We start from the raw sequence: 14655 nt of genomic DNA, 5'->3' as shown, positions 1-14655 counted from the left end.
GCCCGTGGACGATGGTGCCCGCACGCGTCCCCGCCGCCCGGGTGCCCCACCGCGCCCGGTTCCCCGCTCCGCCTCACCGCACGCCCCCGCCCCGCCCCTGCATCCCTCACATCCCGCCCCGCCCCGGATCCCTCACACCCCGCCCCCGCCGCCGCTGAGGGCAGCGTTCCGCGGGGGAAACAGGTGCGATGCGGCCGGGAAACACCCGCACCGCACGCTCGGGGCATGACCTCGAATACGCGTGTGGTGGTGATCGGCGCCGGCCTCGCGGGCGTCCGGGTCGCCCGGCGGCTCGGCGAGCTCGGCACGCCCGCGCTGCTCGTCGGTGAGGAGGAGCACCGCCCGTACAACCGGGTGCTGCTCGCCGAGGTGCTGGCCGGCCGGTACGCCCCCGAGGTGATCGCCCTGCCGGCGCCCGAACGGCTGCTGCGCGCCCGGGTGACCGGCATCGACCGCGCCGCGCGGGCCGTGCACTGCGCGGACGGCTCGGTGCTCGGATACGACCGGCTGGTGCTGGCCACCGGGTCCAACCCGGTGCTGCCGCCGCTGCGCGGCCTGTTCACCGGCACCGGCGAACTGCCGGAGGGCGTACACGCGTTCCGCACCATGGACGACTGCCTGAGCCTGGCGAAGGCGGTCCGGCCCGGGGTGCGTGCGGTGGTCGTCGGCGGCGGGCTGCTCGGCGTCTCCGCGGCCCGCGCGCTCGCCGTGCGCGGCGTGCAGGTCGTCCTCGCCCAGCAGGCCGAGCGGCTGATGGAGCGTCAGCTCGACCCGGACGCCTCCCGTTTGGTCCGCCGGCACCTGACCGGCCTGGGCGTGGAGGTGCACACCGAGTGCCGGGTGCGGGACGTGCGCTGCGTCGCCGGCGCCGTGCGGTCGGTGGAGCTGGCCGACGGCTACGCCCTCGACGCCGACCTCGTCGTCCTGGCCTGCGGGGTGCACCCGCGCGTGGGGCTCGCCAAGGACGCCGGGCTGGAGGTCGACCGGGGCGTCCTCGTCGACGACCGGCTGCGCACCTCCGACCCGCACATCCACGCCGTCGGCGACTGCGCCCAGCACGCCGGCCGGGTCTACGGCCTGGCCGCCCCGGCCCTCGAACAGGCCGATGCGGTCGCCGAGTTCATCGCGGGCCGGACCGACGCCCGCTACACCGGCACCCGTTCCCTGACCCGCCTCACGCTGGCGTCGGCCGGCGCCCCGCTCGACCTGGCCGCGTTCGGCGAGGTGGAGCCGCGCCCCGGCGACGACGTGGTGCGGCTCGCCGACGCCACCCGCGGCACCTACCGCAAGGTCGTCGTCCGCGACGACCGCCTGGTCGGCGGGGTGCTCGTCGGCGAACTCGGCACCGTGGGCGCGCTCGCCCGCGCCTGGGAGGGAGCGGAGCCGCTCCCCGAAGGCGGCCCCCTGCTCCACCTGCTCACCAACGATGGAGGCTCCTGAATGACCGTCCCCCCGGGGCCCGCCCCCACGATCGTGCTCGTCGGCCACGGCATGGTCGGCCAGCGCTTCCTCGAGGCGCTCGCCGAGCGCGGCCTGACCGCCACGCACCGCGTGGTCGTGCTGTGCGAGGAGCCGCGTCCCGCGTACGACCGCGTGCAGCTCACCTCGTACTTCTCGGGCCGCACCCCCGAGGAACTCTCCCTGACGGACAAGGAGTTCATCAAGGAGCACGGCATCGAGCTGCACGTCGGCGACCCGGCCGAGGCCGTCGACCGCGCGGCGCGCCGGGTCACCGCCCGCTCGGGTCTGGTCGTCGACTACGACGTGCTGGTGCTGGCCACCGGCTCCTCCCCGTTCGTGCCGCCGGTGCCGAACAGGGACGCCACGGGCTGCTTCGTCTACCGCACCATCGAGGACGTGCTCGCCATCGAGGACTACGCCCGGTCCGGGGCGCGCGTGGGCGCGGTGGTCGGCGGCGGCCTGCTCGGCCTGGAGGCGGCCGGCGCGCTCAAGGGCCTCGGACTGGACACGCACATCGTGGAGTTCGCGCCGCGCCTGATGCCGGTGCAGGTGGACGAGGCGGGCGGCGCCGCCCTGCTGCGCACCGTCGAGGGCATGGGCCTGACCGTGCACACCGGCACCGGCACCCAGGAGATCGTCACCGGCGCGGACGGCGCGGTGACCGGCATGAAGCTGTCCGACGGCTCCGAAATCGCCACCGACCTGGTGGTCTTCTCCGCCGGTGTCCGCCCCCGCGACCAGCTCGCCCGCGACTGCGGGCTGGCCGTCGGCGAGCGCGGCGGCGTCACCGTCGACGCCCAGTGCCGCACGGTCACCGACCCGCGCGTCTTCGCCATCGGCGAGTGCGCCCAGGCGGTCGACGGCCGCGTCTACGGCCTGGTGGCCCCGGGCTACGAGATGGCCGAGACGGCCGCCGCGACGATCGCCGCCGACGAGGCCGCCTTCACCGGCGCCGACCTGTCCACCAAGCTGAAACTGCTCGGTGTGGACGTCGCCTCCTTCGGCGACGCGCACGGCACCGCCGAGGACTGCCTCGACGTCGTCTACTCCGACTCCCGCGCCGGCCTGTACAAGAAGCTGGTCGTCGGGCGGGACGGCACGCTGCTCGGCGGCATCCTGGTCGGCGACGCCGAGGCCTACGGCACGCTGCGCGCCCTGACCGGCTCGGTCCCGCCCGTCCCGCCGGAGCAGCTCGTCCTCCCGGCGGGCGCGGGCGCCCCGGCGCAGCTCGGCCCGTCCGCGTTGCCGGACGAGGCGATCGTCTGCTCCTGCCACAACGTCACCAAGGGCACCATCCGTGCTGCGGTCACCGACCACCGGTGCACCACCGTGCCCGAGGTCAAGAAGTGCACCAAGGCCGGCACCGGCTGCGGCTCCTGCGTCAAGGTCCTCACCCAGCTCGTCAACGACGAACTGGAAGCGAGCGGCGTCGAGGTGGACAAGGGCCTGTGCGGGTGCTTCGCCCAGACCCGCCAGGAGCTGTACGAGACCGTCCTCGCCCTGCGCATCACCTCCTACCAGGACCTGCTGGACCGCTACGGCCGCGAGGAGGCCCGCGGCGGCGACGGCTGCGAGATCTGCAAGCCCGCCGTCGCCTCGATCATCGCCTCCCTCGCCCCGTCCATCGGCGCCGACGGCCACGTCCTGGACGGCGAGCAGGCCGCCCTGCAGGACACCAACGACCACTTCCTGGCCAACCTGCAGAAGAACGGCTCGTACTCGGTCGTGCCGCGCATCCCCGGCGGGGAGATCTCCCCGGAGAAGCTGATCGTGCTCGGCGAGATCGCCCGCGACTTCGGCCTCTACACGAAGATCACCGGCGGTCAGCGGATCGACATGTTCGGCGCGCGTGTCGAACAACTGCCGCTGATCTGGGCGAGGTTGGTGGACGCCGGCTTCGAGTCGGGCCACGCCTACGGCAAGGCGCTGCGCACGGTGAAGTCCTGCGTCGGCTCCACCTGGTGCCGCTACGGCGTCCAGGACTCCGTGCGCATGGCGATCGACCTGGAGCTGCGCTACCGGGGCCTGCGCTCCCCGCACAAGCTGAAGGCGGCGGTCTCCGGCTGCCAGCGCGAGTGCGCCGAGGCCCGGTCGAAGGACTTCGGCGTGATCGCCACCGCGGGCGGCTGGAACCTGTACGTCGGCGGCAACGGCGGCGCCACCCCGCGCCACGCCGACCTGCTCGCGCAGGACCTGTCGGACGCCGAACTGGTCCGCCTGATCGACCGGTTCCTGATGTTCTACATCCGCACCGCCGACCGCCTGGAGCGCACCAGCGCCTGGCTGGAGCGCATCGAGGGCGGCCTGGACCACGTGCGGGACGTCGTCGTGCACGACTCGCTCGGCATCTGCGACGAGCTGGAGGAACTGATGCGGGCGCACGTCGCCCACTACCGCGACGAGTGGGCCGAGACCGTCAACGACCCGGAGAAGCTGGCCCGTTTCGTCTCCTTCGTCAACGCGCCCGACACCCCCGACCCGCTGGTGCGGTTCGTCCCCGAGCGCGACCAGATCAAACCCGACCTGCCGCTGCTGAGTATCGGCGTGCGTCCCCTGGAAGAAGCCCTGGAAGGAAGCACTCAGCGATGACCCTGGCTCCCGAGATCACCGACCTGAAGGTCCAGTTGCGGCTGGACGGCGAGGACAGCTCCTGGCTGACGGTGTGCGACCTGAGCGCGCTGGCCGTGCCGGGCCGCGGGGTGGCCGCGCTGCTGCCCGACGGCCGCCAGGCGGCCCTCTTCCGCGACCGGGACGGGCGGCTGTACGCCGTCGACAACCGCGACCCGTTCACCGGCGCCGCGGTCCTCTCCCGCGGCCTGACCGGCACCCACCGGGGCCGCCCCTTCGTCGCCTCCCCACTGCTGAAGCAGCGCTTCGACCTGGAGTCCGGGCAGTGCCTGGACGACGAGTCGGTACGGATCACGGCGTACGAGGTGCGGGTCGCGTAGGCACGGGCCGGTACGGATCGCGGAGGCGCGTATTCGGTACGGGCCGGGGGCGTTCGGCGCACCGCCGGGTGCCCCCGGCCCACGCACGGTGGCCCCGTCGGGCAGGATGGCTTTCCCGGCATGCCCGTACGAGACGAGGCGTGCCCGTGCGAGACGAGGGGAGAGATCCGGCATGACCGGCTGGAGCAGCGACGACATTCCGGACCTGGACGGCCGCGTCGCCGTCGTCACCGGGGCCAACGGCGGCCTCGGCGAGGTGACCGCGCGTCAGTTGGCGCGCCGCGGCGCCCGGGTGGTCCTCGCGTGCCGCAGCGAGGCCCGCGGGAGGGCCGCCGCGGAGCGGATCGCGGCCGAGGTGCCGGGCGCGCGGGCCGAGCCGGCGCTGCTGGACCTGGCGGACCTGGCCTCGGTGCGCCGGTTCGCGCAGTCGCTGCCGTACGACCGGATCGACCTGCTGGTGAACAACGCCGGGGTGATGGCCCTGCCGTACGGCACCACGGCCGACGGTTTCGAGACCCAGTTCGGCGTCAACCACCTGGGGCACTTCGCCCTCACCGGGCTGCTGCTGCCGGCCCTCCTCGCCGCGCCCGGCGCCCGCGTGGTGACCGTCTCCAGCATGATGCACGCCCTGGCCAACATCGACATCACCGACCTCAACAGCGAGCGTCGCTACCGCCGTTGGATCGCCTACGCCCGCTCCAAGACCGCCAACCTCCTCTTCACCCACGAGCTCGCCCGCCGTCTCGCCGCCCACGGCGCGGACGTCACGGCCGCCGCCGTCCACCCCGGCTACGCGGCCACCAACCTGCAGACCGCGGGCCCGAGAGCGGAAGGCCGCCGTACGGCGGAACGCGTCGTGCGCCTCGTCAACCGGGTGGTCGCCCAGCCGGCCGAGGCCGGCGCCCTGCCCACCCTGTACGCCGCGACGGCCCCTGGTGTCCGCCCCGACTCCTTCACCGGCCCTTCCTTCGCCCTGTGGCGCGGCGCCCCCGCCCCCTCCTGGCGCGCCCCGTGGACCCTCGACGACCGGGCGAGCCGGCTCCTGTGGACGGAGTCGGAGCGGCTGACGGGGGTGCGGTACGAGGCGTTGAAGGGATGACGGGGTGACGCACGGGGCGGAGCGGGCGGGGTCGAGGAGCTGAGCGGGGCACGGGTGACCATCCGTGTCCCGGCCCGTTCCACCGGGTGGGCGGCCGGGCGGTCCGGTCCCGGTCGCCGACCCGACGGAAGGAACGCCCACCGTGGACACCGCCACTCCGCCCCCGCCCGGCCGGGTGCTGCCCCGCGCCGAGTGGATCAAGACCCTCCCGCAGACCGTCGTCGCCTCCTGCGTCCTGCTCCTCGATCCCCGCGACCGCCTCCTCCTGCTCCGCTACGCCCCCGATCAGCCCGGCGCCGGCACCTGGTGGCTGCCCGGCGGCATGCTCGACCACGGCGAGGACCCGGTCGGCGCCGCCGTCCGCGAGCTGCACGAGGAGACCGGGCTGCGCCTCGACCGCCCGCCCCGCCTGATCGGCTTCGACCACCGCGCCGACGTCCAGGGCACCGGCCCCGTCCTGGACTTCTTCTTCCACGGCGGCACGCTGACGGGCCGTGAGCCCGTCCGGCGCAGCCCGGAACACGACCGGGACGGCTTCTTCTCCCTGTCCGAGCTGCCGGCCGCCTCCCTCACCGCCCACCGGTCCACCCTCACCGCGCTGCTCGCGGCGGCGCGGTCGGGCACGGTGGTGTGCCTGCGGGAGGGAAGGCCGGTGTGACGCGTGGGCGGGCGGCCCCCCGTCGGCCGGGGGGCCGCCCGCCTACGACGGGAGGGCGGCACCTCCGCACAAGGTGCCGCCCTCCCGGTGGTGCTCCGGAACCGCCCCCGCGTCGGTGAGGGTCGGGGTGGGCGGGGACGGCTCCGGCGATCAGGGTGGTGGGTTGGTGGTGGGTCAGTGGTGGATTACCGGTGGTCGCTTCCCTCCGCTTCCACTGCCGCGCGGCCGGCCTCGAGGCGGGCGACCGGGATGCGGAAGGGGGAGCAGGAGACGTAGTCGAGACCCACCTCGTGGAAGAAGTGGACGGACTCGGGGTCGCCGCCGTGCTCACCGCAGACGCCGAGCTTGAGGTCGGGGCGGGTGGCGCGGCCGGCCTGCACCGCGTCGCGGACCAGCTTGCCGACGCCGTCCTTGTCGATCGTCTCGAAGGGGGAGACGCCGAAGATGCCCTTCTCCAGGTACGCCGTGAAGAAGGACGCCTCCACGTCGTCGCGGCTGAAGCCCCACACCGTCTGCGTCAGGTCGTTGGTGCCGAAGGAGAAGAACTCCGCGGCCTCGGCGATCTGACCCGCCGTCAGGGCGGCGCGCGGGAGCTCGATCATCGTGCCGATGGAGAGCTTGAGGTCGGTGCCGGCGGCGGCCTCGACCTCGGCGATGACCTTGTCGGCCTCGTCGCGGACGAGCTCCAGCTCCTGGACCGTGCCCACCAGCGGGATCATGATCTCCGCGCGCGGGTCGCCCTTGGCGGCCTTGCGTTCGGCGGCCGCCTCGGCGATCGCCCGTACCTGCATGGTGAACAGGCCCGGGATGACCAGGCCCAGGCGCACGCCGCGCAGGCCGAGCATCGGGTTCTGCTCGTGCAGGCGGTGGACGGCCTGCAGGAGGCGGAGGTCGTTCTCGTGCGGCTCCTGGCGGGCCTCGGCCAGGGCGACGCGCACCGACAGCTCCGTGATGTCCGGGAGGAACTCGTGCAGCGGCGGGTCCAGCAGCCGGACGGTCACCGGCAGGCCGTCCATCGCCTCGAAGAGCTCCACGAAGTCCTGCTTCTGCAGGGGCAGGAGCTGCTTGAGGGACTCCTCCCGCTCCTCCTCCGTGTCCGCCAGGATCAGGCGCTCCACCAGCTCGCGGCGGTCGCCGAGGAACATGTGCTCGGTGCGGCACAGGCCGATGCCCTGGGCGCCGAAGCGGCGGGCGCGCAGCGCGTCCTCGGCGTTGTCGGCGTTGGCCCGCACCCGCAGCCGGCGCTTGCGGTCGGCGAACGCCATGATGCGGTGCACGGCCTCGACGAGCTCGTCGGCCTCGTCGGCGCCCGCGTGCATGCGGCCCTCGAAGTACTCGACGACGGGGGAGGGGACGACCGGGACCTCACCGAGGTAGACCTTGCCGGAGGAGCCGTCGATGGAGATCAGGTCGCCCTCGTCCACGACGCGCCCGTCGGGCAGGCGCATCCGGCGGCGCTTGGTGTCGACCTCGAGCTCCTCGGCACCGCACACGCAGGTCTTGCCCATGCCGCGGGCGACGACGGCGGCGTGGGAGGTCTTGCCGCCGCGGGAGGTCAGGATGCCCTCGGCCGCGATCATGCCGTCGAGGTCGTCGGGGTTGGTCTCGCGGCGGACCAGGATCACCTTCTCGCCGGAGCGGGACCACTTCACGGCCGTGTAGGAGTCGAAGACCGCCTTGCCGACGGCGGCGCCCGGCGAGGCGGCGATGCCGCGGGCGATCTGCTCGACCTTGGCGTTCTCGTCGAAGCGGGGGAACATCAGCTGCGCGAGCTGGGCGCCGGTGACCCGCTTCAGCGCCTCCGACTCGTCGATCAGGCCCTGGTCCACGAGCTGCGTGGCGATGCGGAAGGCGGCCGCCGCGGTGCGCTTGCCGACGCGGGTCTGCAGCATCCACAGCTTGCCGCGCTCGATGGTGAACTCGATGTCGCAGAGATCCTTGTAGTGGTTCTCCAGGATCTCCATGATCCGCAGGAGCTCGTCGTACGACTTCTTGTCGATCTTCTCGAGCTCGGCGAGCGGCACCGTGTTGCGGATGCCGGCCACGACGTCCTCGCCCTGGGCGTTCTGCAGGTAGTCGCCGTAGACGCCCTGCTGGCCGGAGGCGGGGTCGCGGGTGAAGGCGACGCCGGTGCCGGAGTCGGGGCCCATGTTGCCGAAGACCATGGAGCAGACGTTGACGGCGGTGCCCAGGTCGTGCGGGATGCGCTCCTGGCGGCGGTAGAGCTTGGCGCGCTCGCCGTTCCAGGAGTCGAAGACCGCGCGGATGGCGAGGTCCATCTGCTCGCGCGGGTCCTGCGGGAAGTCGCGGCCCGTCTCCTTCTTGACGATCTTCTTGAAGGTGGTGACGAGCTTCTTCAGGTCGGCCGCGTCCAGCTGGGTGTCGTCGGTGACCTGCTTGGCCTCCTTGGCCTTCTCCAGCGCGGTCTCGAAGAGGTCGCCGTCCACGCCGAGGACGGTCTTGCCGAACATCTGGATCAGGCGGCGGTAGGAGTCCCAGGCGAAGCGCTCGTCGCCGGCCTGCTTCGCCAGGCCCTGCACGGACTTGTCGGAGAGGCCGATGTTGAGGACCGTGTCCATCATGCCGGGCATGGAGAACTTGGCGCCCGAGCGGACCGACACCAGCAGGGGGTTGTCGGGCTGGCCGAGCTTCTTGCCCATCTTCTTCTCGAGGGCCGCGAGGTGGGCGCTGACCTCGTCGCGCAGGGCCGCCGGCTCCTCGCCGCTCTCCAGGTAGACCTTGCACGCCTCGGTGGTGATGGTGAAGCCGGGTGGCACGGGGAGACCGAGGTTGGTCATCTCGGCGAGGTTGGCTCCCTTGCCGCCGAGCAGGTCCTTGAGGTCCTTGTTGCCCTCGGTGAAGTCGTAAACGAACTTCACGCCCTCAACGCTCTTGCCGTGCTCAGCTACCTGGGGATCTTTGTTTTCCGACACGGTTCTCGACTCCTCGAGGACGCGGTGGCTGCCCTGACGGCGAGGAACATACCCAGATCGAAGGCTTCTGGGTACGTCCACTTATGCGTCATGCGCCTGTAACCCCTCATCCGCCAGCGGATTGAAAGTCAAGGCTTGGCAACCGTCTGCCGACGCGTGTTTTCACTTCTTGAAGGCGGCTACGCCCGTAGACGCCGACCGTCGCTCACATGAGCGCCATTTCTCACGTCTGATTTCGCTCGATGAACGATCAGACGGTGGCACTCAGTGTCACTGTTTGGAGAAGTGCAGCCGCCCATGATCCGCTCATCTGAGCGCCACCCCTATCAAGGGTGGCGAGAATCACGCTGCCACAGGCGGCCGGATTTCACCATGCGGACGGGTACCCCGAAACGGACGACCGCTGTCGCGCCGGGCCGCGAGGTCACCCCGAGCGGTGTCGCCCGACGGCGGGCGGGGCGCCCCTGCGCCGGAGCCGGACGGAAGCCGGACACCCCGCGCCGGGGCCCGATGGGGGTGGGGCGCCCCCGCGCCGGAGCCCGACGGAAGCCGGGCACCCCGCGCCGGAGCCCGGGGCGCCCCGGCGTCCCTCACACCCCGAGCGCCCGCAGCCGCTCCTCCACCCGCTCCGGCGCGTACAGCGACTCCACGACCAGCGCCCCGGCGCCCACCAGTCCGGCCCGCTCCCCCAGGCGCGAGGTCACCACCTCCAGGCGGGCGGTGGAGCGCGGCAGCGCCCGCTGGTAGAGCAGCTCGCGCACGCCGGTGAGGAACGGGGTCCCGGCCAGGTCCCCGGCGATCATCAGCACCCCGGGGTTGAGCAGCGTCACCACGGTCGCCAGCACCTCGCCGACCAGCCGCCCGGCCTCCCGGGCCAGCGCCGCCGCACGCGGGTCGCCGGCCGCCAGCAGGTCCCGCACGTCCGAGCCGGAGGCCGCCCGCACCCCGGCCTCGGCCAGCCGCCGCGCCACGGCGCCGCCGCCGGCGACGGCGGCGAGGCAGCCGTACGACCCGCAGCGGCACAGCGCCTCGGCGCCCTGGGGCACCCGGATGTGGCCGATGTCCCCGGCTCCCCCGTCGATCCCGCGGTAGACGGAGCCGTCCACGACGACTCCGGCGCCGATGCCCGTGGAGACCTTGACCAGCACGAAGGCGGAGCAGTCGGGATACCCGGTGCGCTGCTCGCCGTAGGCCATGAGGTTGGCGTCGTTGTCGACCAGGACGGGGACCGGCGGGACTCCCGCGTGCTCGGCGAGGGCGCGGGAGAGGCGGCCGGTGAGGTCGTAGCCGTCCCAGCCGGGCATGATCGGCGGCTGGATCACGCGGCCGGCGTCGGGGTCGACGGGTCCGGGCACCGCGAGTCCGACCCCGCAGACCTCGTCGGCGCCGCGGCCGGCCTTCCGCAGCAGTCCGGCGAACCAGCGGCCCAGCTCCCCCAGCACGCGGTCCGGCCCGTCCTCCACGACGAGGGTGCCGGAGTGCTCGGCGAGGATCTCGCCGGTCAGGTTCAGCACGGCCGCGCGGGCGTGCCGGGTGTCGAGGTCGGCGGCGAGGACGACGGCGTGCCCGTCGTCGAACTCGAGGGTGACCGAGGGGCGGCCGCCGAGCGGGGAGCCGACCGGGCCGCCGGCGCCCTCGCGCAGCCAGCCGGCGCGGAAGAGGCGGTCCAGGCGCTGGCCGACGGTGGCCCGGGACAGGCCGGTGGCCTGCTGCAGGGCGCCGCGGGTCGTGGCACGCCCGCTGCGCACCAGTTCGAGCAGATCGCCGGCGCCGGCCTGACCTGCGCCGCGGCCGCTTCTGCCGGGCCGTCCGGTCATGCACACCCCCTTGCGCTCATCAATCGTGCATTACATAGTGGGTTCTGCGTGTTAAATAGACGTAACCCTACGGTAGCCAGGGCCGGACCCATTCGGCCGGACGTCTTCGGGGAGCCCCGCGTGGACCGCAGCACCCGCCTCACCGCCCCTCGCACGCAGCCCGCCGCGCCCGCGGAGACCGCCCCCGGCCCCTCCTCCGCCCCCGGCCGGCGCGATGCGGAAGCGGACGCCGCGCCGATCGCATACGATCCCCCGCACGCCTCACACGCATCGCCCGCCCCACACGCCCCGCACTCGCTGCACGCGCGGGCCGCCGGCGTCCTCGACGGCAACTGGACCGGGACCTCCACCGTCCCCTCCCGCGGCCTGTACCCGCACCAGTGGTCCTGGGACTCGGCCTTCATCGCCATCGGCCTGCGCCACCTGTCGCCGTTACGGGCCCAGACGGAGCTGGAGACGCTGCTGGACGCCCAGTGGGGCGACGGGCGCGTCCCGCACATCGTCTTCCACCCCTCCGTCCCGCTCGACGCCTACTTCCCGAGCCCCGACTTCTGGCGCTCCACCACGGCGGGCCGGACCGCGGGCGCCCCGCGCACCGTACAGACCTCCGGGATCGTGCAGCCACCCGTGCACGCGCTGGCCGCCTGGCTGGTGCACCGCGCCGACCCGGGGCTGTCGCGGGCGCGCGGTTTCCTGGCCCGCGTGTACCCGCGGCTGGCGGCCTGGCACCGGTACCTGCTGCACCGGCGCGACCTCGGCGGGGGCGGACTGGCGGCCGTCGTCCACCCCTGGGAACAGGGTATGGACAACAGCCCCTGCTGGGACCTGCCCCTCTCGCGCATCCCCCCGGCCCCGGCCCGCTCCTTCCGCCGCGCCGACCTCGACCACGGCTCCCCCGGGGACCGGCCGACCGACCTGGACTACGGGCGGTACGTGCGGCTCGCCGCCGACTACCGCGACACGGGCTACCGCGACGGCACGGGCGCCTTCGCCGTCGAGGACCCCGCCTTCAACGCCCTGCTCATCGCCTCCGAGCACGCGCTGGCCCGGATCGCGCGGGAGCTGGGCGCGCCCGGCACGGCCCGGCACGCGCGCGCCGAGCGGCTGACGGCGGTGCTGGTGGAGCGGCTGTGGCGGGAGCGGGAGGGGATGTTCTTCTGCCGGGACGTGCACACCGGCGAGCCGATCCCGGAACGCGGCGTGTCCGGGCTGGTCCCGCTGCTGCTGCCGGCGCTGCCGCGCGAGATCACCGCCGCGCTGGTGCGCACGGCGTGCGGCCCGCACTTCCAACTGGGCGCGGGCGCCGGCCTGGTGCCCAGCTACGACCTGCTCGGCGAGGCCTTCGACCCGCACCGCTACTGGCGGGGGCCGGCCTGGTTCAACACCGCCTGGCTGGTGGAGCGGGGCCTGCGGCTGCATGGCGAGCGGGAGCGGGCGGACGCGCTGCGCGCGGCGTTCCTGCGCACCGCCGACGCCACCGGCTTCGCGGAGTACGTCGACCCGTACACCGGCGAGGCCCGCGGGGCGCGCGCGTTCGGCTGGACGGCCGCGCTCGCGCTCGACCTGCTCCACGATCCGCCCGGCCCGGACGGCACCCCGGGCACCGGGCACACCGGCACACGGCACGACGGCACCGGCCGGTCCGGGGGCGTCAAGGGCATCAAGGGCGCCAGGGGCGTCAAGAGCAGCAAGAGCGGCAAGGGCGCCGGGGGCGTCGAGGGAGGGGAACGGGGATGACGGACCGGCAGCACCTGCTCGTGCGCGGCGCGACGTTCGCGGCCGTGGACGACGGCGGGGACATCGGCACCGTACGCGGCGGCGGCCTCCCGGGCGGGCTGTTCGTGCGCGACGCCCGGCACCTGAGCCGGTGGCAGCTCACCGTGGACGGCGCCGTGCCGGAGACGCTGGCACCGGTCGCGGGCGGGGACACCGCCCGCTGCGTGCTGGTCCCGCGCGGCGGGCGCCAGGAGCCGCCCGCCTGCACGCTCTTCCGTGAACAGGCCGTCGCCGACAGCGCGTTCGTGGAGTCGCTGCGGGTGACCAGCAACCGCCCGGAGCCCACCGGGGTCCGGATCGCCGTCACCGCCGACGCCGACTTCGCCGACCAGTTCGAGCTGCGCTCCGACCACCGCACCTACAGCAAGCCCGGCGCCGTGCGCACCCGCCAGGTGCTCGGCGACGGCGTGGAGTTCACCTACCGGCGCGGCGGATGGCGGTCCTGCACCACCGTCACCGCGGACCCCGCGCCCGACGCGGTGGAGGAGACCGGCACCGGCGCCCGGCGGCTGGTGTGGACGCTGGAGCTGGAGCCGTACGACACGGCCGAGCTGACGCTGCGGGTGATGGCCCGGCCGCACGGCGACCGGCGTGCCCTGCGCGTGCCGCGCTCGCCGGCCGCCGTCGACGGCCGTCTCCTGGCGCTGGAGGACGCGTTCACGCGGGGCGTGGCCCTCCCGGCCGGCCGGCCGGAGCTGGCCGCGGCCTGCGCGCGGGGCCTGGCCGACCTGGCCGCGCTGCAGGTGCCGGCGACCGGGCCGGACGGGGAGCCGCTGCGCGTCCCGGCCGCCGGCGCCCCCTGGTGCCTGACCCTGCTGGGCCGCGACGCCCTGCTCACGTCCCTCTTCCTGCTGCCCCACCGGCCGGAGCCGGCCGCGCACACCCTGGCCGCGCTCGCCGCCGCCCAGGCCACGCACACCGCCCCGGAGGCGGCCGCGCAGCCCGGCAAGATCGTGCACGAGGTGCGGCACGGCGAACTCGCCCACTTCGGGCAGGTGCCGTTCGGCCGCTACTACGGTTCGGCCGACGCCACCCCGCTCTTCCTGGTCCTGCTCGGCGCGTACGTCGAGCACACCGGCGACACCGCCCCGGCCCGCCGGCTGGAACCGCACGCGCGGGCGGCGGTCGGCTGGATGCTGGACCACGGCGGACTGGCCTCGCGCGGCTACCTGGTCTACCGCGCCGACCGGGGCGGCCCCGCCAACCAGAACTGGAAGGACTCCCCCGGCGCCATCTGCTCGGCCGACGGTACGCGCCCCACCGGGCCGGTGATGGCGGCGGGGGCCCAGGGCTACGCCTACGACGCGCTGCGGCGCACCGCGTGGGTGGCGCGCACGGTGTGGCAGGACCACACCTACGCGGCGCTGCTGGAGCAGGCGGCCGGCGACCTGCGCGACCGCTTCCAGCGGGACTTCTGGATGCGCGAGCACGCCTTCCCCGCCCTCGCCCTGGACGGGGACGGCAAGCAGGTGGACGCGCTCGCCTCCGACGCCGGGCACCTGCTGTGGTCGGGGCTGCTGGACAAGGAGTACGGCGAGGCGGTCGGCCGCAGGCTCCTGGAACCGGACTTCTTCTCCGGCTGGGGCGTGCGCACGCTGGCGGCCGGGCAGCCGGCGTACCACCCGCTGTCGTACCACCGCGGCGCGGTGTGGCCGCACGACAACGCGCTGATCGCGCTGGGCCTGGCCCGCTACGGACTGCACGACGAGGCCCGCACCGTGGCCCACGCCCTGATCGACGCGGCGACCGCGACCGGCCACCGGCTGCCGCAGGTGCTGGCCGGGTACGGCCGCGACACGCACGCCGAGCCGGTGCCCTGCCCGCACGCGTGCGTCCGGGAGTCCCGCGCGGCCGCGGCGCCGCTGGCGCTGCTGACCGCGGTGAGCGGCGCCTGAGGCCCCCTTCCGGGCGGTTGACCAGGCGTTTGCCCGGTGTTTGCCGAGCGACGTGAACAGGCCCGGCG

9 protein-coding genes are annotated in these 14655 nt (G+C 74.2%); 7 read left to right on the top strand and 2 right to left on the bottom strand.

Features of this window, described 5'->3' with window-relative positions:
- Positions 1-225 precede the first annotated feature (225 nt).
- The 5 genes from IE225_RS03660 (at position 226) to IE225_RS03640 (ending at position 6166) form a co-directional block, all read left to right on the top strand.
- Complete coding sequence (locus tag IE225_RS03660) at positions 226-1440, top strand: NAD(P)/FAD-dependent oxidoreductase (protein ID WP_190055826.1); 1215 nt, start codon at positions 226-228, stop codon at positions 1438-1440.
- Positions 1441-4050: a nitrite reductase large subunit NirB gene (nirB, locus tag IE225_RS03655; RefSeq protein ID WP_190055825.1), complete on the top strand. Its 2610-nt coding sequence runs from the start codon at positions 1441-1443 to the stop codon at positions 4048-4050.
- The gene (gene nirD / locus IE225_RS03650) at positions 4047-4409 is read left to right on the top strand and encodes a nitrite reductase small subunit NirD (protein WP_190055824.1); all 363 of its coding nucleotides are present in this window, start codon (positions 4047-4049) and stop codon (positions 4407-4409) included. Before nirB ends, nirD begins: the two co-directional genes overlap by 4 nt.
- Before the next feature lie 172 nt (positions 4410-4581).
- Positions 4582-5508 carry an oxidoreductase gene (locus tag IE225_RS03645; protein WP_190055823.1) on the top strand — a complete coding sequence of 309 codons (927 nt, stop codon included), beginning with the start codon at positions 4582-4584 and terminating at the stop codon, positions 5506-5508.
- Positions 5509-5650: 142 nt separating this feature from the next.
- The gene (locus IE225_RS03640; RefSeq protein WP_190055822.1) at positions 5651-6166 is read left to right on the top strand and encodes an NUDIX hydrolase; all 516 of its coding nucleotides are present in this window, start codon (positions 5651-5653) and stop codon (positions 6164-6166) included.
- Between the two features lie 185 nt (positions 6167-6351).
- Here IE225_RS03640 and ppdK read toward each other — a convergent pair whose 3' ends face one another.
- Positions 6352-9099 carry a pyruvate, phosphate dikinase gene (ppdK, locus tag IE225_RS03635; protein WP_190055821.1) on the bottom strand — a complete coding sequence of 916 codons (2748 nt, stop codon included), beginning with the start codon at positions 9097-9099 and terminating at the stop codon, positions 6352-6354.
- Positions 9100-9689: 590 nt separating this feature from the next.
- Complete coding sequence (locus IE225_RS03630; RefSeq protein WP_190055820.1) at positions 9690-10916, bottom strand: ROK family protein; 1227 nt, start codon at positions 10914-10916, stop codon at positions 9690-9692.
- 237 nt (positions 10917-11153) lie between these two features.
- Between IE225_RS03630 and IE225_RS03625 the strand changes: the two genes are divergently transcribed.
- On the top strand, positions 11154-12653 hold the full coding sequence (locus IE225_RS03625) for an MGH1-like glycoside hydrolase domain-containing protein (protein ID WP_190056092.1): 1500 nt from the start codon (positions 11154-11156) through the stop codon (positions 12651-12653).
- Positions 12650-14587 carry an amylo-alpha-1,6-glucosidase gene (locus tag IE225_RS03620; RefSeq protein WP_190055819.1) on the top strand — a complete coding sequence of 646 codons (1938 nt, stop codon included), beginning with the start codon at positions 12650-12652 and terminating at the stop codon, positions 14585-14587. Before IE225_RS03625 ends, IE225_RS03620 begins: the two co-directional genes overlap by 4 nt.
- Positions 14588-14655: the final 68 nt, after the last annotated feature.

It is taken from the genome of Streptomyces echinoruber (assembly GCF_014651135.1).
In the GTDB taxonomy this organism is placed as follows: domain Bacteria; phylum Actinomycetota; class Actinomycetes; order Streptomycetales; family Streptomycetaceae; genus Streptomyces; species Streptomyces echinoruber.
The sequence above is the reverse complement of the archived record's forward strand: the minus strand, read 5'-3'. Positions and strand labels throughout refer to the sequence as shown.

Coding starts and splice junctions, on each gene's coding strand:
- nirD (WP_190055824.1), top strand. CDS start 4,047: ATGACCCTGGCTCCCGAGATCACCGACCTGAAGGTCCAGTTGCGGCTG.
- IE225_RS03645 (WP_190055823.1), top strand. CDS start 4,582: ATGACCGGCTGGAGCAGCGACGACATTCCGGACCTGGACGGCCGCGTC.
- IE225_RS03620 (WP_190055819.1), top strand. CDS start 12,650: ATGACGGACCGGCAGCACCTGCTCGTGCGCGGCGCGACGTTCGCGGCC.
- IE225_RS03660 (WP_190055826.1), top strand. CDS start 226: ATGACCTCGAATACGCGTGTGGTGGTGATCGGCGCCGGCCTCGCGGGC.
- nirB (WP_190055825.1), top strand. CDS start 1,441: ATGACCGTCCCCCCGGGGCCCGCCCCCACGATCGTGCTCGTCGGCCAC.
- IE225_RS03630 (WP_190055820.1), bottom strand. CDS start 10,916: ATGACCGGACGGCCCGGCAGAAGCGGCCGCGGCGCAGGTCAGGCCGGC.